The 18,388-nt window shown below is 69.1% G+C and carries 20 protein-coding genes; 18 read left to right on the forward strand and 2 right to left on the reverse strand.

The window, feature by feature from the left end; all coding sequences use genetic code 11:
- The first annotated feature begins 11 nt into the window (after positions 1 to 11).
- From C516_RS19950 to C516_RS0116655, 6 genes are read left to right on the forward strand one after another with little or no spacing between them, the layout of a single operon-like run.
- Positions 12 to 1,553, forward strand: a complete 1,542-nt coding sequence (locus tag C516_RS19950; protein WP_018719551.1) for an aromatic/alkene/methane monooxygenase hydroxylase/oxygenase subunit alpha — start codon at positions 12 to 14, stop codon at positions 1,551 to 1,553.
- 14 nt (positions 1,554 to 1,567) lie between these two features.
- Positions 1,568 to 1,927, forward strand: a complete 360-nt coding sequence (locus C516_RS0116635) for a phenol hydroxylase subunit P4 (protein ID WP_026321252.1) — start codon at positions 1,568 to 1,570, stop codon at positions 1,925 to 1,927.
- 25 nt (positions 1,928 to 1,952) lie between these two features.
- Positions 1,953 to 3,014, forward strand: coding sequence for an NADH:ubiquinone reductase (Na(+)-transporting) subunit F (locus tag C516_RS0116640; RefSeq protein ID WP_018719553.1), 1,062 nt, complete (start codon positions 1,953 to 1,955; stop codon positions 3,012 to 3,014).
- Positions 3,015 to 3,044: 30 nt separating this feature from the next.
- On the forward strand, positions 3,045 to 3,383 hold the full coding sequence (locus C516_RS0116645; RefSeq protein WP_018719554.1) for a 2Fe-2S iron-sulfur cluster binding domain-containing protein: 339 nt from the start codon (positions 3,045 to 3,047) through the stop codon (positions 3,381 to 3,383).
- Positions 3,384 to 3,435: 52 nt separating this feature from the next.
- A complete protein-coding gene (locus tag C516_RS0116650) occupies positions 3,436 to 4,389 on the forward strand; it encodes a catechol 2,3-dioxygenase (protein WP_018719555.1) in 954 nt (317 codons plus the stop codon).
- Between the two features lie 55 nt (positions 4,390 to 4,444).
- Positions 4,445 to 5,017 carry an antibiotic biosynthesis monooxygenase gene (locus C516_RS0116655; RefSeq protein ID WP_018719556.1) on the forward strand — a complete coding sequence of 191 codons (573 nt, stop codon included), beginning with the start codon at positions 4,445 to 4,447 and terminating at the stop codon, positions 5,015 to 5,017.
- A 9-nt stretch (positions 5,018 to 5,026) separates the two neighbouring features.
- Here the strand turns inward: C516_RS0116655 and C516_RS0116660 are convergent, their stop codons facing one another.
- Entirely contained in the window at positions 5,027 to 6,745 is a 1,719-nt protein-coding gene (locus C516_RS0116660; protein ID WP_018719557.1) for a sigma-54-dependent Fis family transcriptional regulator, read from the reverse strand.
- Positions 6,746 to 7,033: 288 nt separating this feature from the next.
- Between C516_RS0116660 and C516_RS0116665 the strand changes: the two genes are divergently transcribed.
- The 4 genes from C516_RS0116665 to C516_RS0116680 all read left to right on the forward strand — a co-directional run bounded on the left by C516_RS0116665 (position 7,034) and on the right by C516_RS0116680 (position 10,519).
- Positions 7,034 to 8,017: a PDR/VanB family oxidoreductase gene (locus C516_RS0116665; RefSeq protein WP_018719558.1), complete on the forward strand. Its 984-nt coding sequence runs from the start codon at positions 7,034 to 7,036 to the stop codon at positions 8,015 to 8,017.
- A gap of 67 nt (positions 8,018 to 8,084) precedes the next feature.
- The gene (locus C516_RS19955) at positions 8,085 to 9,176 is read left to right on the forward strand and encodes an aromatic ring-hydroxylating oxygenase subunit alpha (RefSeq protein ID WP_018719559.1); all 1,092 of its coding nucleotides are present in this window, start codon (positions 8,085 to 8,087) and stop codon (positions 9,174 to 9,176) included.
- A gap of 47 nt (positions 9,177 to 9,223) precedes the next feature.
- Positions 9,224 to 9,559, forward strand: a complete 336-nt coding sequence (locus C516_RS0116675) for a 2Fe-2S iron-sulfur cluster binding domain-containing protein (protein WP_018719560.1) — start codon at positions 9,224 to 9,226, stop codon at positions 9,557 to 9,559.
- Positions 9,560 to 9,598: 39 nt separating this feature from the next.
- Positions 9,599 to 10,519, forward strand: a complete 921-nt coding sequence (locus tag C516_RS0116680; protein WP_018719561.1) for a catechol 2,3-dioxygenase — start codon at positions 9,599 to 9,601, stop codon at positions 10,517 to 10,519.
- A 21-nt stretch (positions 10,520 to 10,540) separates the two neighbouring features.
- On the opposite strand, the gene C516_RS0116685 is transcribed toward C516_RS0116680, so the two are convergent.
- The gene (locus C516_RS0116685) at positions 10,541 to 11,230 is read right to left on the reverse strand and encodes a GntR family transcriptional regulator (protein ID WP_018719562.1); all 690 of its coding nucleotides are present in this window, start codon (positions 11,228 to 11,230) and stop codon (positions 10,541 to 10,543) included.
- Positions 11,231 to 11,355: 125 nt separating this feature from the next.
- Here C516_RS0116685 and C516_RS0116690 point away from each other — a divergent pair, with 125 nt between their 5' ends.
- The 8 genes from C516_RS0116690 to C516_RS0116725 form a co-directional block, all read left to right on the forward strand.
- Positions 11,356 to 11,781: a GlcG/HbpS family heme-binding protein gene (locus tag C516_RS0116690; protein WP_018719563.1), complete on the forward strand. Its 426-nt coding sequence runs from the start codon at positions 11,356 to 11,358 to the stop codon at positions 11,779 to 11,781.
- 46 nt (positions 11,782 to 11,827) lie between these two features.
- Complete coding sequence (locus tag C516_RS0116695) at positions 11,828 to 13,288, forward strand: 2-hydroxymuconic semialdehyde dehydrogenase (RefSeq protein WP_020608225.1); 1,461 nt, start codon at positions 11,828 to 11,830, stop codon at positions 13,286 to 13,288.
- Positions 13,289 to 13,298: 10 nt separating this feature from the next.
- Complete coding sequence (locus C516_RS0116700) at positions 13,299 to 14,135, forward strand: alpha/beta fold hydrolase (protein WP_018719566.1); 837 nt, start codon at positions 13,299 to 13,301, stop codon at positions 14,133 to 14,135.
- 12 nt (positions 14,136 to 14,147) lie between these two features.
- Positions 14,148 to 14,939: a 2-oxopent-4-enoate hydratase gene (gene dmpE, locus C516_RS0116705; RefSeq protein ID WP_018719567.1), complete on the forward strand. Its 792-nt coding sequence runs from the start codon at positions 14,148 to 14,150 to the stop codon at positions 14,937 to 14,939.
- 31 nt (positions 14,940 to 14,970) lie between these two features.
- Positions 14,971 to 15,930, forward strand: a complete 960-nt coding sequence (locus tag C516_RS0116710) for an acetaldehyde dehydrogenase (acetylating) (protein WP_018719568.1) — start codon at positions 14,971 to 14,973, stop codon at positions 15,928 to 15,930.
- A 14-nt stretch (positions 15,931 to 15,944) separates the two neighbouring features.
- Complete coding sequence (gene dmpG / locus C516_RS0116715) at positions 15,945 to 17,000, forward strand: 4-hydroxy-2-oxovalerate aldolase (RefSeq protein ID WP_018719569.1); 1,056 nt, start codon at positions 15,945 to 15,947, stop codon at positions 16,998 to 17,000.
- Positions 16,997 to 17,788 carry a 2-oxo-3-hexenedioate decarboxylase gene (gene dmpH / locus C516_RS0116720; protein ID WP_018719570.1) on the forward strand — a complete coding sequence of 264 codons (792 nt, stop codon included), beginning with the start codon at positions 16,997 to 16,999 and terminating at the stop codon, positions 17,786 to 17,788. The genes dmpG and dmpH overlap by 4 nt, the downstream gene beginning before the upstream one ends.
- An 82-nt stretch (positions 17,789 to 17,870) precedes the next feature.
- Positions 17,871 to 18,388: SphA family protein (locus tag C516_RS0116725; protein WP_211210646.1), on the forward strand; the 518-nt coding region annotated here is incomplete at its 3' end.

Here is an 18,388-nt window from a genome sequence, read left to right on the forward strand (position 1 = left end):
GGAGTCGAGTAATGGCAGCCAAGCGACTGAACCTGCGAGAGAAGTACCAGAAATTCACCCGGGATCTCGCGTGGGAGCCGACCTACCAGAAGAAGTCGGACATCTTCCCGCAGACCGAGTTCGAGGGTATTCACATCCACGACTGGGACAAGTGGGAGGACCCCTTCCGCCTGACCGTGGACGCCTACTGGAAGTACCAGGCGGAGAAGGAGCGCAAGCTCTACTCCATCATCGATGCGTTCTCGCAGAACAACGGCCAGCTCAACGTCACCGACGCACGCTACGTCAACGCCCTGAAGCTCTTCCTCACCGGGATCTCGCCGCTGGAGTACGCCGCCCACCGCGGCTTCGCCATGGCCGGCCGGCAGTTCGGCGGTGTCGGCCCGCAGGTGGCCTGCCAGATGCAGTCCATCGACGAGCTGCGCCACTGCCAGACCCAGATCCACACCATCAGCCAGTACAACAAGTACTTCAACGGCTTCCACGACTGGAACCACATGCACCAGCGGGTGTGGTACCTGTCCGTGCCCAAGTCGTTCTTCGATGACGCCATGTCGGCGGGGCCGTTCGAGTTCGTCACCGCGATCTCGTTCTCCTTCGAGTACGTGCTGACCAACCTGCTGTTCATGCCGTTCATGTCCGGTGCGGCCTACAACGGTGACATGGCCACGGTCACCTTCGGCTTCTCCGCCCAGTCGGACGAATCCCGGCACATGACCCTGGGGCTCGAGGTGATCAAGTTCATGCTCGAGCAGGACGAGCGCAACGTGCCCATCGTCCAGAAGTGGATCGACAAGTGGTTCTGGCGCGGCTACCGCCTGCTCTCGTTGGTTTCCATGATGATGGACTACATGCTGCCCAAGCGGGTCATGTCCTGGAAGGAGGCCTGGGAGATGTACTTCGAGGAGAACGGCGGTGCGCTGTTCGAGGACCTCTCCCGCTACGGCATCCGCATGCCCAAGTACTGGGAGGTCTCGGTCAAGGAGAAGGAGCACCTTTCCCATCAGTTGTGGGCGACATTCCACAATTTTGGCCATGCGGCCGCGTTCCATACCTGGATCCCGGAAGAGTCCGAGATGCAGTGGCTCTCGGAGAAGTACCCGGACACCTTCGACAAGTACTACCGGCCGCGCTTCGAGTTTTGGCGGCAACACACGAAGGAGAAGGGGCGCTGGTACAACCCCACGCTGCCCATGCTCTGCCAGACCTGCCAGGTCCCAATGCTCTTCACGGAGCCGGACGACCCCACCCAGATCTGCTACCGCAGCTCCCAGTACAACGGCGAGCAGTACCACTTCTGCTCGGATGGCTGTAAGGACATCTTCGACGACGAGCCGGAGAAGTACGTGCAGGCCTGGCTGCCGGTGCACCAGATCTACCAGGGCAACTGCGGCGGCGCGTCCATCCCCGAGGTCCTGGAGTACTACCACCTGGTCGACGGCCAGGACAACAAGGAATACCTGGAGTCCAACGACCGCGCCAACTGGCTGCGCTGGAAGGGCATGGCCGACACCGAGGCGGACCGCGAGGTCCAGGCCGTGGTCAACGAGTAGGGGAGGGGAGAGCAATGCCCGTGCAAGCGATGTACGACTACCGCGCCACGCCGGCGGACCGGCAGGAGAATTTCCACGGGAACCAGCTCGTGTATATCGGCTGGGACCAGCACCTGATGTTCTGCTCGCCGGTGTGCCTGCCGCTGCCGCCGGACATGCCCTTTCGGGATCTGGTCCGCGACGTCCTCCCGGGGGCGTATGCGACCCATCCGGACTGGGCGCACATCGACTGGGATGCCGTCGAGTGGAACGTCGACGGCGAGCCCTTCGTCCCGGACATGGACGCGGGGCTCGCCGACCAGGGCATCGGCCACAAGTCGGTGATCCGCTTCCGTACGCCGGGCCTCAACGGCATCGGCGGCGTGGCCACCTGAGAGACCCCATCGGGAGGAGGAGCCAATGTCGCACGAGCTGAGCATCGAACCGGTGGGCGAGGCCATCGAGGTGGAGGACGAGCAGAGCCTGCTCGACGCCGCCCTGCGGCAGGGGCTGTACCTGCCCCACGCCTGCTGCCACGGCCTGTGCGGCACCTGCAAGGTGCAGGTGCTCGAGGGCGAGGTCGAGGACGACGACGCCTCGCCCTTCGCGCTCATGGAGTTCGAGCGCGAGGAGGGCTACACCCTCGCGTGCGTGGCCCATGCGCTGTCGGACGTGACCATCGAGGCCGACATCGAGGAGGACCCGGACGCGGTCGTCCAGCCGGTGGAGGACTACGAGGGCACGGTGGTGGACATCGTCGACCTCTCGCCCACGGCGAAGGGCGTGTTCATCGAGCTCGACCGGGACATGGACTTCCAGGCCGGCAAGTACGTCAATCTCCACCTGCCGGACGTCGAGATGCCGCGGGCGTTCTCGCTGGCCAACGCGCCCTCCGAGCGGCGCGTGATCGAGCTCAATGTCCGCCTCGTTCCCGGCGGCGAGGCGACCACCTACATCCACGAGCGGCTGCAGGTGGGCGACCGGCTCCACGTCTCGGGGCCTTACGGGCGCTTCTTCGTGCGCAGGTCGGCGCCCGGCGGGGTGATCTTCTTCGCCGGCGGGACCGGGCTCTCCAGCCCCAAGTCCATGATCCTGGATCTGCTGGAGTCCGGCGACGAGCGCGAGATCACGCTGTTCTACGGCCAGCGCCATCGCGCCGAGCTCTACTACCACGACTTCTTCGAGGCGCTGGCCGCCGAGCACGCGAACTTCACCTACGTGCCCGCGCTCTCCGAGCCGAACGCGGAGGACGACTGGGACGGGGCCACCGGGTTCGTCACCGACGTCGCCAACGAGCACTTCGGCGGCCGGTTCAGCGACCACAAGGCCTACCTGTGCGGGCCGCCGCCGATGATCGACGCCTGCCTCACCACCCTCATGCGGGGGCGTCTGTTCGAGCGCGACATCTTCATGGAGAAGTTCATCACCGCGGCGGACGCCGCCCAGCAGCAGAGAAAGAGTCCGCTGTTCAAGTCCATCTGAGACGGCGGCCGACAGGGAGGAGGAGAGGCCATGAGCGACGAAGCGCCGTGCCCGGTGTTCGACGTGCGCATCGCCGATACCGGTGAGGTCTACCAGTGCCCGGCCCGGGAGACGCTGCTCAAGGCCATGGCACGCCTCGGCCGGAAGGGGATCCCCTCGGGCTGCCACGGCGGCGGCTGCGGGGTCTGCAAGGTCCGGGTCACCGGCGAAGTGACCACGATGGCCATGAGTCGCAGCCACGTCTCCGAGACGGAGGAGCGCCAGGGCTACGTCCTGGCCTGCCGCTGCTACCCCCGCGGCCACCTCTCGGTGGAGGTGGTCGGAAAACTGCACAAGGCCGTGACCCGGCCGCGCTACGGGTTCGTCTGAACGGAATCGGCGCGCACCGCGCGCCCATCGTAACCACGAGGAGGAGTACACCATGGGTGTCATGCGTATCGGCCACATCAACATCCGCGTGCTGGACATGGACGCGGCCCTGCATCACTACGAGAACGTCCTCGGCCTGCTGCGCGCCGATCAGGACGGTGACGGCAATGTCTACCTGCGCGGCTGGGACGAGTGGGACAAGTACTCCGTCATCCTCAGCCCCTCGGACCGGGCGGGCATGAACCACATCGCCTACAAGGTGGAGTCGGATGACGACCTCGACGTGCTGCGCCGGCGCATCGAGGCCTACGGCATCGAGGTCGAGGAGTGCCCGGCCGGCGCGCTGCCGGACTGCGGCCGCAGCCTGCGTTTCCACCTGCCGAGCGGTCACCTGATGTATCTCTACGCGGAGAAGACCTACGTCGGCAAGGCGGTGAGCACCACCAATCCGGATCCGTGGCCGGACGGCCTCAAGGGCGCGGGCGTGCACTGGCTCGACCACGCGCTGCTGATGTGCGAGCTCGACCCGGAGAGCGGCGTGAACAAGGTCGAGGAGTCCACCGCCTTCATGCAGGACGTGCTCGACTTCAAGCTCACCGAGCAGGTCCTGGTCGGCCCCGACGGCGACATCAAGGCGGCGACCTGGCTCGCCCGCACCAGCACGCCCCACGACATCGCCTTCGTCGGCGGGCCGGTGAAGGGGCTGCACCACTGCGCCTTCTTCCTCGACGAGTGGTCGGACGTGCTCAAGGCCGCGGACGTCATGGCCAAGAACAAGGTCAAGATCGACGTCACGCCCCAGCGCCACGGCATCACCCGTGGGGCGACGATCTACTTCTTCGACCCCTCCGGCAACCGCAACGAGACCTTCGCGGGCCTCGGCTACCTCGCCCAGCCGGACATGCCGGTGATCACCTGGACCGAGGATGAGCTCGGGCGTGGCATCTTCTACCACACCGGCGAGCTCAACGAGGCCTTCACCACGGTCTACACCGAGGGCGCGTGAGCCCGTCCCCGCACGGCGCCCCCGCGGCGGGGCGCCGCGGACACGGAGGAGTCCCATGGCCGCAGCCGTGACCGAGACCACCCCGGGCAGCGAGGGGCCCGTGACGGTCAGCGTCGCCCGCCGGGTGCGCCCGGGGTGCGAGGCGGAGTACGAGCGCTGGGTGAGCGGTATCGTCCACGCCGCCGAGGCGTTCCCCGGGCACCTGGGGGCGTACGTCCTGCGTCCCTCGGCGCAGACGGACAACGAGTACGTGCTCATTTACCGTTTCGATACCTACGCCCACTGCCGGGCCTGGGAGCAGTCCGCGGAACGGCGGCAGTGGATAGAGGCCCTGGACGACATCGTCGAGGGCGAGGCGGCAATCAAGCGGGTCACGGGCCTGGAGTTCTGGTTCGACCTGCCGGAGGTGCCGGCCGCGGCACAGCCCTCGCCCCACAAGATGGCGCTGACCCTCACCGTCGTCGTCTACCTGATGCTCAGCCTCGTCAAGTGGGCGCTCTCACCGGTGACCGCCGGGCTGCCGGGTCCGGTGGCGCTGTTCATCGTGGTGGCCGTGCAGGTGGTGCTGCTCACCTACGTGGTGATGCCGCGGGTCACCCGGCTGCTGAAGGGCTGGCTGTACGGTTGAGCGGTGCGCTCACGCCTGCCCGCCGCCCGGGGCGTCGCCCTTTTTCAGCCGGTATTCCACCTGGCCCCGACGCAGACCGAGCAGCCGGGCCGCCGCGGAGACGTTGCCGCCGGTGCGCTCGAGGGCACGCTCGATCATCAGCCGCTCCAGACGCTCGAAGGACGGCAGGCGCTCGATGAGCTCGTCGGCGAGGCGTTGCTCGCGCTCGGTGACGTCCGCCCGCTCCGGATCGTGGCTGGGCACCAGCGAGCCGCCGGGGGCGAGGTCGAAGGCGGTGCTCGTGAGCTGCTCGCCGCCGGCGAACAGGTGCTGGACGTCGACGCTGCCCTCCGGGTCGGCGAGGATGACGCCGCGCTCGATCATGTTCTCGAGCTCGCGCACGTTGCCCGGCCAGTCGTAGTCGTTGAGGGCGGCGTAGGCCCGCGGGGTGAGCCCGTGGACGGTCTTGTCGCAGCGCTTGACGCTCTTTGTGAGGAACAGCGCGGTGAGCAGCGGGATGTCCTCGCGGCGCTCGCGCAGCGGCGGTATCTCGATGGGGAAGACGTTCAGCCGGTAGAACAGGTCGGTGCGGAAGCGCCCGGCCTTTACCTCCTCGCGCAGGTCGAGGTTGGCGGCGGCCACCACGCGCACGTCCACCCGGCGGACCTCGGTGCCGCCGACGCGCTCGATCTCGCGCTCCTGGAGTGCGCGCAGCAGCTTGCCCTGGGCCGGCAGGGGCAGGCTGGTGATCTCGTCGAGGAACAGCGTGCCCCCGTGGGCGCGCTCGAAACGCCCGGCCCGGGAGCGGTCGGCCCCGGTGTAGGCACCGCGCTCGACGCCGAACAGCTCCGCCTCCACCAGGTCCGGCGGGATCGCCGCGCAGTTCACCGACAGCAGCGGCCCCTGCGAGCGCGGGCTGATCGAGTGCAGCGCGCGGGTAAAGCACTCCTTGCCCACGCCGCTCTCGCCGCGGAAGAGCACGGTCGAGTCCGTGGGCGCGACCCGGCGCACGAGGTGGGCGACGCTGTTGAAGCCCGCGGAGGCGCCGACGAAGCCCTCGAAGTGCTGGACGGTGCCCGCCGGTCCGCCGGCGTCGTCGCCGTAGCCGAGGTCCCGGGCGCCCACGAAGCTGTCGATGCGCAGGAACCCCGACTCCTGCCGGTCCAGGTGCTCCCACTCCGACAGTGGCCGGCCGATCACCCGGCAGCGCGTGTGGCCCATGGCCACGCACTCGCTTTCGCGCCAGTGGATGGGCATGCCGGTGACCGCCGTGCAGTAGCCGTCCGCGTACCCCACCATCACCCAGCACGCCGGCTCGCCGGTGACCCCGAAATGCTGCAGGTGTGCCTGGGTTTCCCAGGACGCGCCCCAGACGTAATCCCCCCGGAACTCGCCGCGCTCCAGGTCCACCTGCATCGCCTCGATGGGCTGGTTGCGCACGAAGCCCTCCATCTCCCGCAGGCGTGGCCCCAGGGGCAGGGCCTGTGCGGGATCGGCGGTGGCGATCCGGCGGATGCGCTGACCGTCCTCGAAGCCCTGCTGGTAGCCCAGGCGCGTAAGGATATCGCGGGCCCGGGCGGTGCCCAGCTCCGCGATCAGCTCGCGGCGCAGCTCGGCGAGCGAGGTGGCGTGCATGAGCAGCATGCGCTGGTCGAAGAGCTGGATGTGCCCCGCATCCGGGGAGAAGTGAAGGTGCTCGGCAAGCACGCCGGCGCTGGCGGCGGCGCCGGTATCCGGACTGGCGGTCATGGGACTCCTCCTGTAGCGCCTCCATGCGCGCCTGCCGGGTTGCGGGATATCCGGAAACCCGGTCGTTTGATTTTCCGCAAATATTGAACAGCGCAGACCGGTCGCGTCAACGGTAATGTCGATTGTTCCCGTTAAAATCGCGTAAACAGTAAATTATCGATAAATCGTCCATCCTGGCCCGGCGTTTGCAATGGACAGCGCAAACGACGCGGACGCCGTCCACGCGTATGCCCCCCCGGGCACCGCGGGTATCGGCGCCGCATTCGCGGGGAGAGGAGAGAGCCAGTGATGAGCGACGAGCACGCAACGGCCGGCGGGGACGGCCTGGACGTGGTGGTGACCCGCCGGGAGGCGGCGGCCGAGGGCGTCATCAACGTGGAGCTGCAGGCACCGGACGGCGGGGCGCTGCCGCCGTTCACCGCCGGTGCCCACGTCGACGTCCACCTGCCCAACGGCGCGGTGCGCCAGTATTCCCTCTGCAATCCGTCGCACGAGCGTACCCGCTACGAGCTCGGCATCCTGCTCGAGCCCGACGGGCGCGGCGGTTCCCGGTGCGCCCACGAGCGCCTGGCGGTGGGGGCGCGCCTTCGCCTCGGCGGCCCGCGCAACCAGTTCCCGCTGGCGGAGGCGCCCCATACGGTGCTGGTCGCCGGCGGCATCGGGGTCACGCCGCTGATGAGCATGGCCGCCGAGCTCCACGGGCGTGGCGCCTCCTTCGAGCTGCACTACTGCACCCGCTCGCCGGCCCGTGCGGCGTTCCTGGAGCGCCTGCGCCGCTCACCATTCGGCGGATGCGTCCACAGCCACTTCGACGACGGCGTCCCGGCCCAGCGTTTCGATCCGGCCCGGCTGTTCGCCGGGGTGGGATACGGGACCCGTCTGTACGTCTGCGGTCCCGCCGGCTTCATGGACTTCGTGACCGGCGCGGCCGCCGAGGCCGGCTGGCCGGAGGCGCGCGTCCACCTGGAGCACTTCGCCGGCGCCGCCGCCCCCGCCGCCGAGGACGGCGGCTTCGACGTCGAGCTCGCCCGCAGCGGCCGCGTGATCCACGTGGGTCCGGACCAGACCGTCGTCGAGGCACTCACCGCCGGCGGCGTCGAGGTGCCGCTGTCCTGCGAGCAGGGTATCTGCGGGACCTGCGCCATGCGGGTGCTCGACGGCGAGCCGGACCATCGCGACATGCACTTCAGCGACGAGGAGCGCGCGAGCGGGGGCTGGTTCACACCCTGCTGCTCGCGGGCGCACTCGCCGCGCCTGGTCCTGGATTTCTGAACCGACACCCCGGTGCCGGCACCCGCAAGCGTCAACCAAAGCCGAGAAGAGTAGAGAGGAGAGAGCGATGCACGCACACACCGAGCGTCCGTATCTGATGAACACCTGGTACGTCGCGGCGCTGTCCACGGAAGTGGGGGAGGAGGCGTTCTTCCACCGCACCCTGCTCGACACGCCGGTGCTCATCTACCGCCGCCAGGACGGCACCCCCGTGGCCCTGCACGATCGCTGTCCGCACCGGTTCGCGCCACTGCACATGGGCTGGCGCGAGGGCGACGATGTCGTCTGTCTCTACCATGCCCTGCGCTTCGACTGCGCCGGACAGTGCACCCACAACCCCCACGGCAACCGGCACATCCCCAAGGCGGCCCAGGTGGCGAGCTATCCGCTGGTCGAGCGCGACGGCTTTCTGTGGATATGGATGGGCGACCAGGCCGCGGACTACGACGCCGTACCGGACTACGGCGAGCTGGTCAGCGGTCACCCCAACAGCGTCGGCTACACCTACATGCCCGTGCAGGGCAATTACGAGCTCATCATGGACAACGTGATGGATCTCAGCCACATCGACCACGTCCACGGCGAGATCATCACCACGCGGGGCCAGCTCACCCCGCTGATCCCGAAGGTCGAGGACACGGACGCGTATGTCTCCGCGCGCTGGGAGTGGCGCCAGACGCCGGCGATGCTGATCTTCAACCAGTTTCTGCCCGAGCCGGAGGGCGAGGCGCGGCACTTCTTCCACATCACCTGGACGCCACCGGCGAACATCCAGCTCTCCGTGGGGGCCACCCAGGACGAGAATGCCGCGCTCGATCTCGACGGCTGCACCGGGCAATACGACCTCCACACCACCACGCCGGAGACCGTGGACAGCACCCACTACTTCTTCGCCACCCGGCGCAATCACCGGGAAGAGGACGGCGAGTACAACGCCCAGAAGATCCAGGCGATGCACGGCGCCTTCGAGCAGGAGGACGTGCCCATCATCGAGGCCGTCCACCAGCGCATGGGCACCGCGGACTTCTTCGAGCTCGACCCGGTGCTCATGAGCAACGACGTCGCCCCGGTGAAGGTGCGCAAGCGCCTGGAGTCCCTCATCCGCCGAGAGCGCGACCGCGAGGACGAGGGCGGCGGCCAGGCCGGCCGCGTGGCGTGAGTACGGTCCGCCGCCCCCGCGCGGGGCGGCGGCGGGGAGGAACGGGTATGTCCCGGCACGACCGGATTCCGGCGTTCGATATCCAGATCGTCGACACCGCAGAGCGCTACCCCTGCCCGGCGGAGGAGAGCCTGCTCCACGCCATGGAGCGGCTGGGTCGGCGGGGTATCCCGGCGGGCTGCCGTGGCGGCGGCTGCGGGGTGTGCAAGGTCGAGATCCTTGCCGGCGAGGTGGTCTCGGCCCGCATGAGCCGGGCCCACGTGGACGACGCGGAGCGCGCGGCCGGCCGCGTCCTCGCCTGCCGGAGCTACCCGCGCAGCAATGTGTCCCTGCGTGTCGTCGGCGCGATGCGCAAGGGCTTCACCCGTCACGGCCCGCGCTGAGGGCCGGGCGGACATCATTCCATCGAGGAGGAGAACATCATGTCCCAGAAGGACGTACTGCGCCCCGGACACGTGGGTGTCCGGGTCATGGATCTCGACGAGGCCGTCCGTCACTACACCGGTCACGTCGGCCTCATCGAGACCGGCCGCGATCGCGAGGGGCGTGTCTACCTGAAGGCGTGGGACGAGTACGACTGGTTCTCGCTGGTTCTGCGCGAGGCGGACGAATCGGGCATGGACTTCATGGGTTTCAAGGTCCGCGACGCCGGGGCGCTGGTGCGCCTGGAACGGGCCCTCGCGGCGTTCGGCTGCCGCGTTGAGCGCATTCCCGCCGGCGAGCTCGAACACTGCGGCGAGCGGGTGCGCTTCGACTCGCCCACGGGCCATCACTTCGAGCTCTACGCCGAGAAGGACTTCTACGGTAACGAGGTGGGCACCACCAACCCGGAGGCCTTCGTGGACACGGTGGGCGGCATGGCGGCCAACCGCTTCGACCACTGTCTGCTCTACGGCACGGACCTGGACGGGAGTGTGCGCCTTTTCCGCGAGGTCCTGGGCTTCGATCTCGCCGAGCAGGTGGTAGACGGCGAGACCCTGGTCGGCGCGTTCCTGTCGTGCTCCAACAAGGCCCACGACATCGCCTTCATCCGCCACGACGAGCCCGGCCGGCTACATCACGTCTCGTTCCTGCTGGACAGCTGGGAGGAGGTGCTGCGGGCCGCCGACATCATGTCCAAGTACGGCATCTCCATCGACATCGGACCGACCCGCCACGGCATCACCCGGGGCAAGACGATCTACTTCTTCGACCCCTCGGGCAACCGCAACGAGGTCTTCGCCGGCGGCAGCACGTGGTACCCGGATCACCCGACCATCACCTGGACGGCGGACAGCCTCGGCAAGGCGATCTTCTACCACGACCGGGTTCTCAACGAGAACTTCCTGGCAGTGGTGACCTGAGGCGGCGGGATGGGCCGCGGGTCAGGACGAGGCCGCCTCCTCGAGGGCGGCCTCGCCGGCGGCGAGCATGCGCTCGACGGTGTGCGCGGTGCGCTCGATGTGCACGCGCAGCACGCTCATGGCAGTGCCGGTGTCGCCGGCCAGCGCGGCGTCGCGCAGGGCGCGGTGCTCGGCGGGGATGTCCCGGCCGGGCGCGTACTGACTGCTCAGGAAGCGGTAGCGGCGGTGCTGGTCGTGGAGGATCTCGCGCATGCGCTGGAGCCAGCGCGAGGGACACGCGGCCACCAGTGCCTCGTGGAAGCGCTGGTTGCGCCGCTCCCACTCGGCGAAGTCCCTGGCCGGGTCGTGCTCGAGCTTCTCGAGCTGATGGTAGGCGGCCACGACCTCCGACTCCCAGGCATCGTCACCGTGCTCGATGCTCTGGCGCAGGGCCTCGTTCTCGATCAGCACCCGGGTGTTGGTGACATCCCAGAGGTCGTCCAGGTCGATGGGCGGCACGCGGAATCCGCGCTGGCCGAACACCAGCACCAGGCCCTCGCCGACCAGCCGCGCCAGAGCTTCGCGGATCGGGCTTGCGCCGATGCCGTAGTGATCGGAGAGCTGCTTGACGGCCAGTCGGCTGCCGGGCTGCCACACGCCGCGGATGATGTCGCGCTTGAGCCAGTCGTAGGCGCGGTCCGAGAGGGTGGTGGTGGCGTCCTGTTGCGGCATGGTCCGGCCGTTCGTTTGGTGGGTATGGCGAAATTATATCAGCGGGCTTGACACTCGGCCATGTATTATACATTCTCTCTAAAAATATCGATATTTAGTAGTTTACTCGATATGAAGGAGGCCCCATGCGCACAACGGAGCCGGCACGGCATATCCACTGGGAGGCGGCCCAGCTCGCGGCCCGCGCCGCGGTCGAGCGTGCCGGGGCGCTGGGTATCCGTATCAACGTCGCCGTCTGCGACGCCGCGGGCACGCCGGTGGCGTTTCTGCGCATGGGCGGCGCACCGCTGCACAGCATCGGTATCGCCGAGGACAAGGCCTACACCGCGGCCAGCTTCGGTCTGGACACCGCCGGCTGGGATGCCGTCGTGGGCGACAACGCCGAGCTCCGCGCCGGTCTCGCCCAGCGCGACCGGCTGGTGATGTTCGGCGGTGGCCTGCCGGTGCGTGTCGACGGTGAATGCGTCGGTGGCATCGGGGTCTCCGGCGGCAGTGAGGAAGAGGACGGGATCTGTGCCCGGGCGGGGCTCGCCGCCATCGGCGAAGGCTGATCCCCCGGGCGGGAGAACAGGACACACCACGGCTTGGGTGAACGGGATGAAAGAGATACGCCACTTCATCAACGGCGAGTACGTCGCCTCCGAGAGCGGACGGCTGTTCGACGACATCGACCCCGCCACCGGCGAGAACATCGCCCGGGTCCACGAGGGCGGTAAGGCGGAGATCGATCGTGCGGTGGCCGCGGCTCGCGCGGCGCTCGACGGCGAGTGGGGCCACCTGCCCATCGCCGAGCGCATGGCGCGCCTGCACCGGGTGGCGGACCGCATCAACGAGCGCTTCGAGGAGTTCCTGGCCGCCGAGTGTGCCGACACCGGCAAGCCGCGCTCCATGGCCAGCCACATCGACATTCCGCGCGGCGCGGCCAACTTCAAGATCTTTGCCGACCTGGTGAAGAACGTGCCCACCGAGAGCTTTCACATGGACACGCCGGACGGCACCGGGGCGCTGAACTACGCCATCCGCCGGCCCAAGGGTGTGATCGGCGTGATCTCGCCGTGGAACCTGCCGCTGCTGCTCATGACCTGGAAGGTCGGTCCGGCGCTGGCCTGCGGCAACGCGGTGGTGGTCAAACCCTCGGAGGAGACCCCGCAGACCACCGCGCTGCTCGGCGAGGTGATGAACGAGGCGGGCATCCCGGCGGGGGTGTACAACGTCGTTCACGGCTTCGGGCCGGACTCCGCCGGGGAGTACCTCACCCGGCACACGGGGGTGGACGCGGTCACCTTCACCGGCGAGACGCGCACCGGCACGGCGATCATGAAGGCCGCCGCGGAGGGCATCCGCGACGTCTCCTTCGAGCTCGGCGGCAAGAACCCGGCGATCGTGTTCGCCGACGCGGACATGGACCAGGCCATCGAGGGGACCATGCGCTCGGCGTTCGCCAACTGCGGACAGGTCTGCTTCGGCACCGAGCGCGTCTACGTCGAGCGCCCCGTGTTCGACGAGTTCGTCAGCCGCCTCAAGGCGGGTGCCGAGGCGCTGAAGATGGGCCCGAGCCAGGACCCGGACGTCAATTTCGGCCCCCTCATCAGCCAGGAGCACCGGGACAAGGTCCTGGGCTACTACCGCCTGGCCGAGGAGGAGGGCGCGACCGTGGTCACCGGAGGCGGGGTCCCGGAGATGCCCGAGGCGTTCGGTGGCGGTGCCTGGATCCAGCCGACGATCTGGACCGGCCTCGGCGATGACGCCCGGGTGGTGCGCGAGGAGATCTTCGGCCCCTGCTGCCACATCCGTCCCTTCGACAGCGAGGACGAGGTGGTCGGGCTCGCCAACGACACCGACTACGGCCTCGCGGCCACGGTCTGGACCCGGGACCTCGCCCGCGCCAACCGCGTGGTCCGCCGCCTCGAGGCGGGCCTGCTGTGGGTGAACAGCTGGTTCCTGCGCGATCTGCGCACGCCCTTCGGCGGCATGAAGAGCTCCGGCATCGGCCGCGAGGGCGGCGTCCACGGGCTGGAGTTCTACTCCGAGCTCTCCAATGTATGCATCAAGCTGTGAGGCCACGGCGATGACGGACAACCCGGAAATCGGCCGGCGCATCCGCACCGGCGGCTTCGAGACCAACTACCACGACCGGGGTGAGGGCCCGCCGGTGCTGCTCATCCACGGCTCCGGGCCGGGGGTGAGCGCCTGGGCCAACTGGCGGCTCACGCTCCCGGCGCTGGCCGGGCGCTATCGGGCGATCGCCCCCGACATGGTCGGCTTCGGCTACACCGAGCGCCCCGAGGGCATCACCTACGACCTCGACACCTGGTGCCGTCACGCCCTCGACGTCCTGGACGCCCTGGACATCGGCCGGGCCCACATCGTGGGCAACTCCTTCGGTGGCGGGCTCGCCCTGGCCCTGGCCCTCCGTCACCCCGAGCGGGTGGGGCGGCTGGTGCTCATGGGCAGCGTCGGCGTGTCCTTCGAGCTCACGCCCGGGCTCGACACCGTGTGGGGCTATACCCCCTCGGTGGAGAATATGCGCGGGCTCCTGGACATCTTCGCCTACAGCCGCGAGCTGGTGAGCGACGAGCTCGCCGAGATGCGTTACCAGGCGAGTGTCCGGCCGGGGGTGCAGGAGGCCTACGCCGCGATGTTCCCGGCACCGCGCCAGCGCTGGGTGGACGCCATGGCGAGCCCCGAGGACGAGATCCGCACCCTCGATGCCGAGACGCTCATCGTCCACGGCCGCGACGACCGGGTGATCCCGCCGGAGAACGCGCACCGGCTGCATGAGCTCATCGGCCCGTCGCAGCTGCACGTCTTCGGCCGTTGCGGTCACTGGACCCAGATCGAGCACGCCCACCGTTTCAACCGCCTGGTCTCGGACTTTCTCGCCGAGGCCGGGGACAGCCTGTAGGGAGCGAAACCCATGTCGTTGAACACCGACCGGATCCGGGCCTACGGCGACGAGCTCTACGCCGCGCTGCGCGGGCGCGAGGCCGTCGAGCCGCTGACCGACCGCGACCCGGAGATCACCATCGAGGACGCCTATTACGTCTCCATGCGGCTGCTCGAGCGCCGCGAGGCCGACGGCGAGCGGGTGATCGGCAAGAAGATCGGGGTCACCAGCAAGGCGGTGCAGGACATGCTCGACGTCCGCCAGCCGGACTTCGGCTACCTCACGGACCGTATGCTCTACGGCAACGGCGAGGCGCTGCCCATCAGCGAGCAGCTCGTCGCGCCCCGGGCCGAGGGCGAGATCGCCTTCGTGCTCAAGCACGACCTCACTGGCCCGGGCGTGAGCAACGCCGAGGTGCTGCGGGCCACGGACTACGTCATGCCGTGCTTCGAGATCGTCGACTCGCGCATCCGCGACTGGCGTATCCGCATCCAGGACACCGTCGCCGACAACGCCTCCTGCGGGCTGTTCGTGCTCGGCGACAGCATCGTCGACCCGCGGGACGTCGACCTGGTGACCGCCGGCATGGTCGTGGAGAAGAACGGCGAGGTGGTCAGCACCGGCGCCGGCGCCGCGGCCCTGGGCTCGCCGGTGAACTGCGTGGCCTGGCTGGCGAATACCCTCGGTGCCTTCGGCATTCCGCTGAAGGCCGGCGAGGTCATCCTCTCGGGCTCGCTGGTGCCGCTGATCCCCATCGAGCCCGGCGAGTCCATGCACCTCAGCATCGGCGGCATCGGCACGGCCGGCTGCCGGTTCGTCTGAGCCGCCCTGAATCCTGACGGAGGAACGGACCATGAGCATGAAAGCGGCCGTAATCGGCTCGGGCAATATCGGCACGGACCTGATGATCAAGATCCTGCGCAACGCCGAGCACCTGGAGATGGGGGTGCTGGTGGGCATCGACCCGGACTCGGACGGGCTGGCCCGGGCCCGGCGCCTGGGCGTGGCGACCTGCGACACCGGCGTCGAGGGCCTGGTGGCGATGCCCGAGTTCGAGGACATCGAGGTGGTCTTCGACGCGACCTCGGCGAAGGCGCACGTGCACAACGACGCGGTACTGCGCCAGTCCAAGCCGGAGATCCAGGTCATCGACCTCACCCCCGCGGCCATCGGCCCCTACTGCGTGCCGGTGGTGAACCTGGAGGAGACCCTGGCGGACCCGTCGGTGCACAACGTCAACATGGTCACCTGCGGCGGCCAGGCCACCATCCCCATGGTGGCGGCGGTGGCGAGTGTCGCCGAGGTGAGCTACGCGGAGATTGTCGCCTCGATCTCCAGCCGCTCGGCGGGCCCGGGCACGCGCGCGAACATCGACGAGTTCACCGAGACCACCAGCCAGGGGCTGGAGGCGGTGGGCGGCGCGCGGCGCGGCAAGGCGATCATCATCCTCAACCCGGCGGAGCCGCCGCTGCTCATGCGCGACACCGTCTACACCCTCTCGCCGCTGGACGCCGACGAGGCGGCGATCGAGGCCGCCATCGAGGCCATGGCCGAGCGGGTGTCGAGCTACGTGCCCGGCTACCGGCTCAAGCAGTCGGTGCAGTTCGAGCGCTTCGACGAGAGTCGTCCGCTCAACGTCCCCGGTGTCGGCCGGGTCACGGGGTTGAAGACCGCCGTGTTCCTGGAGGTGGAGGGGGCGGCCCACTACCTGCCCGCCTACGCCGGCAACCTCGACATCATGACGTCCGCGGCGCTGGCCACCGCCGAGCGCTTCGCCGCGCACGCCGGCGAGCGCGCCGGTGCCACCGCCTGAGGGGAGGAAGGACCATGGGCAACAAACTCTATATCTCCGACGTCACCCTGCGTGACGGCTCCCACGCGATCCGCCACCAGTACAGCGTGGACAACGCGCGGCGCATCGCCGCGGCTCTCGACCGCGCGAAGGTGGACTCGATCGAGGTCGCCCACGGCGACGGCCTGCAGGGCTCGTCGTTCAACTACGGTTTCGGCGCGCACACCGACCTGGAGTGGATCGAGGCGGTGGCCGAGACGGTGAATCACGCCCGGGTGGCGACGCTGCTGCTGCCCGGTATCGGCACCGTCCACGACCTGCGCGCCGCCTACGACGCCGGCGCCCGGATCGTGCGCGTGGCGACCCACTGCACCGAGGCGGACGTCTCGCGCCAGCACATCGAGTCCGCCCGCGAGCTCGGCATGGACACCGTGGGCTTCCTGATGATGAGCCACATGAACGAGCCGGCGGGGCTCGCCGAGCAGGCGAAGCTCATGGAGAGCTACGGGGCGACGTGCATCTACGTCGTCGACTCCGCCGGCGCGATGACCATGGACGACATCCGCGCCCGGGTGCGCGCCCTGCGCGATGTCCTTGACCCGGCCACGGAGCTCGGCATCCACGCCCACCACAACCTCTCGCTGGGGGTGGCCAACTCCATCGCCGCAGTGGAGGAGGGGGTCAACCGGGTGGACGCCAGCCTCACCGGCATGGGGGCCGGTGCCGGTAACGCGCCGCTGGAGGTGTTCATCGCCGCCGCCGACCGCATGGGCTGGGCGCACGGATGCGATCTCTACACGCTCATGGACGCCGCCGACGACATCGTCCGGCCGCTGCAGGACCGTCCGGTGCGGGTCGACCGCGAGACCCTGGCGCTGGGCTACGCGGGCGTGTACTCGAGCTTCCTGCGCCACGCCGAGGCGGCCGCGGAGCGCTACGGGCTGAAGACCGCGGACATCCTCGTGGAGCTCGGCCGGCGGCGCATGGTCGGCGGCCAGGAGGACATGATCGTCGACGTCGCCCTGGACATGGCCCGCGCCCGCGAGGAGTCCGCCGGGGCCGGCACCACCGTGATGGAGGGCGGGGCATGAGCACGCTGAGCAGCGAGCAGATCGAGGCGCTCTCCGAGCACCTGGACGCCGCCGAGGTCCAGGCCCGCGCGGTGCCCAAGATCACCGACGACTACCCGGACATGGATTTCGAGGATGCCTATGCCGTCCAGTGGGCGACCCGGCGGCGCAAGGCCGCCCGTGGCGACCGCATGGTGGGCATGAAGATGGGCCTCACCTCCCACGCCAAGATGCGCCAGATGGGCGTGGAGGAGCCGATCTACGGCTTCCTCGCGGACTACTTCCAGCAGCCCGAGGGCGCGGCCATCGATACCGGCTCGCTCATCCATCCGCGGGTGGAGGCGGAGATCGCCTTCGTCACCCGCGAGGCGCTGGGCGGGCCCGGCTGCCACGTCGGCCAGGTCCTCGCCGCCACCGACTTCGTGGTGCCGGCGGTGGAGATCATCGACAGCCGCTACGAGAACTTCCGCTTTGATCTGCCGAGCGTCATCGCGGACAACGCCTCGTCGTCCCGGTTCGTCACCGGTTCGGCGGCGGCCCCGGCGGAGGCACTGGACCTGCGCACCCTCGGCGTGGTGCTGGAGAAGAACGGCGAGGTCGTGGGCGTCGGCGCCGGCGCGGCGGTGGTCAACCACCCCGCGGCGAGCATCGCGCTGCTCGCGAACATGCTCGCCAGCCGCAACGAGGTCATCCCCGCGGGCAGCCTGATCCTCTCCGGGGGAATCACCGCCGCGGTGGCCGTCGAGGCCGGCGACAGCGTCACGCTCCGGGCCCAGGGTCTCGGCAGCGTGAGCCTGCGCTTCGAATGATTCCCGCGGCGTGCCGGGCCGCCCGGCACGCCGCAGATACCGACGACCAGCGAGAAACCAGAGAATGACGAGGAGGAGAGAGATGCAGCGAGCAATGCGATACCTCGCGGGCGGGGCGGTGATGGGGCTGGCGGGCGTTCTGCCGCTGACGGCCTCGGCCGACGCCACGCAGCACTATGTCCCCGGCGTGGAGGGCAGCCTGGGGGCGTCGGTGCCGCCGCCGGGCTTCTACCTGCGCACCTACGGCGTGTACTACGACTCCGACAACGTCAAGGTCGACGCCATCAGCGACAACGACGGCGAGATCCCCGGCGGCGACGACAGCGCCACGGTCCGGGCGGTGGTGCCCCGCGCGATCTGGATCACCGACAAGCAGTTCCTCGGCGCGGACTACGGCATGGAGGCCATCGCCCCGATCCTGGACAAGGACGTCGACGCCATGGGCCTGAGTGAGAGCGACAGCGGCCTCGGCGACGTCTTCCTCAGCCCGCTGATCCTCGCCTGGCACGGCGAGCGCTACGACACGGTCCTCGCCGCCGGCTACTGGACCGACGCGTTCAGCGACTACGACGACGACAACCCCGTGGCCGCGGCGGCCTC

Source organism: Arhodomonas aquaeolei DSM 8974 (genome assembly GCF_000374645.1).
In the GTDB taxonomy this organism is placed as follows: domain Bacteria; phylum Pseudomonadota; class Gammaproteobacteria; order Nitrococcales; family Nitrococcaceae; genus Arhodomonas; species Arhodomonas aquaeolei.

What these genes read in the sequence shown, in the direction of transcription:
- C516_RS0116700 (WP_018719566.1), top strand. Translation starts at nt 13,299, where the DNA reads ATGACGGACAACCCGGAAATCGGCCGGCGCATCCGCACCGGCGGCTTC.
- C516_RS0116675 (WP_018719560.1), top strand. Translation starts at nt 9,224, where the DNA reads ATGTCCCGGCACGACCGGATTCCGGCGTTCGATATCCAGATCGTCGAC.
- C516_RS19950 (WP_018719551.1), top strand. Translation starts at nt 12, where the DNA reads ATGGCAGCCAAGCGACTGAACCTGCGAGAGAAGTACCAGAAATTCACC.
- C516_RS0116695 (WP_020608225.1), top strand. Translation starts at nt 11,828, where the DNA reads ATGAAAGAGATACGCCACTTCATCAACGGCGAGTACGTCGCCTCCGAG.
- C516_RS0116660 (WP_018719557.1), bottom strand. Translation starts at nt 6,745, where the DNA reads ATGACCGCCAGTCCGGATACCGGCGCCGCCGCCAGCGCCGGCGTGCTT.
- C516_RS0116650 (WP_018719555.1), top strand. Translation starts at nt 3,436, where the DNA reads ATGGGTGTCATGCGTATCGGCCACATCAACATCCGCGTGCTGGACATG.
- C516_RS0116680 (WP_018719561.1), top strand. Translation starts at nt 9,599, where the DNA reads ATGTCCCAGAAGGACGTACTGCGCCCCGGACACGTGGGTGTCCGGGTC.
- C516_RS0116645 (WP_018719554.1), top strand. Translation starts at nt 3,045, where the DNA reads ATGAGCGACGAAGCGCCGTGCCCGGTGTTCGACGTGCGCATCGCCGAT.
- C516_RS0116655 (WP_018719556.1), top strand. Translation starts at nt 4,445, where the DNA reads ATGGCCGCAGCCGTGACCGAGACCACCCCGGGCAGCGAGGGGCCCGTG.
- dmpG (WP_018719569.1), top strand. Translation starts at nt 15,945, where the DNA reads ATGGGCAACAAACTCTATATCTCCGACGTCACCCTGCGTGACGGCTCC.
- dmpH (WP_018719570.1), top strand. Translation starts at nt 16,997, where the DNA reads ATGAGCACGCTGAGCAGCGAGCAGATCGAGGCGCTCTCCGAGCACCTG.
- C516_RS0116665 (WP_018719558.1), top strand. Translation starts at nt 7,034, where the DNA reads ATGAGCGACGAGCACGCAACGGCCGGCGGGGACGGCCTGGACGTGGTG.
- dmpE (WP_018719567.1), top strand. Translation starts at nt 14,148, where the DNA reads ATGTCGTTGAACACCGACCGGATCCGGGCCTACGGCGACGAGCTCTAC.
- C516_RS0116685 (WP_018719562.1), bottom strand. Translation starts at nt 11,230, where the DNA reads ATGCCGCAACAGGACGCCACCACCACCCTCTCGGACCGCGCCTACGAC.
- C516_RS0116710 (WP_018719568.1), top strand. Translation starts at nt 14,971, where the DNA reads ATGAGCATGAAAGCGGCCGTAATCGGCTCGGGCAATATCGGCACGGAC.
- C516_RS0116635 (WP_026321252.1), top strand. Translation starts at nt 1,568, where the DNA reads ATGCCCGTGCAAGCGATGTACGACTACCGCGCCACGCCGGCGGACCGG.
- C516_RS0116640 (WP_018719553.1), top strand. Translation starts at nt 1,953, where the DNA reads ATGTCGCACGAGCTGAGCATCGAACCGGTGGGCGAGGCCATCGAGGTG.
- C516_RS0116690 (WP_018719563.1), top strand. Translation starts at nt 11,356, where the DNA reads ATGCGCACAACGGAGCCGGCACGGCATATCCACTGGGAGGCGGCCCAG.
- C516_RS19955 (WP_018719559.1), top strand. Translation starts at nt 8,085, where the DNA reads ATGCACGCACACACCGAGCGTCCGTATCTGATGAACACCTGGTACGTC.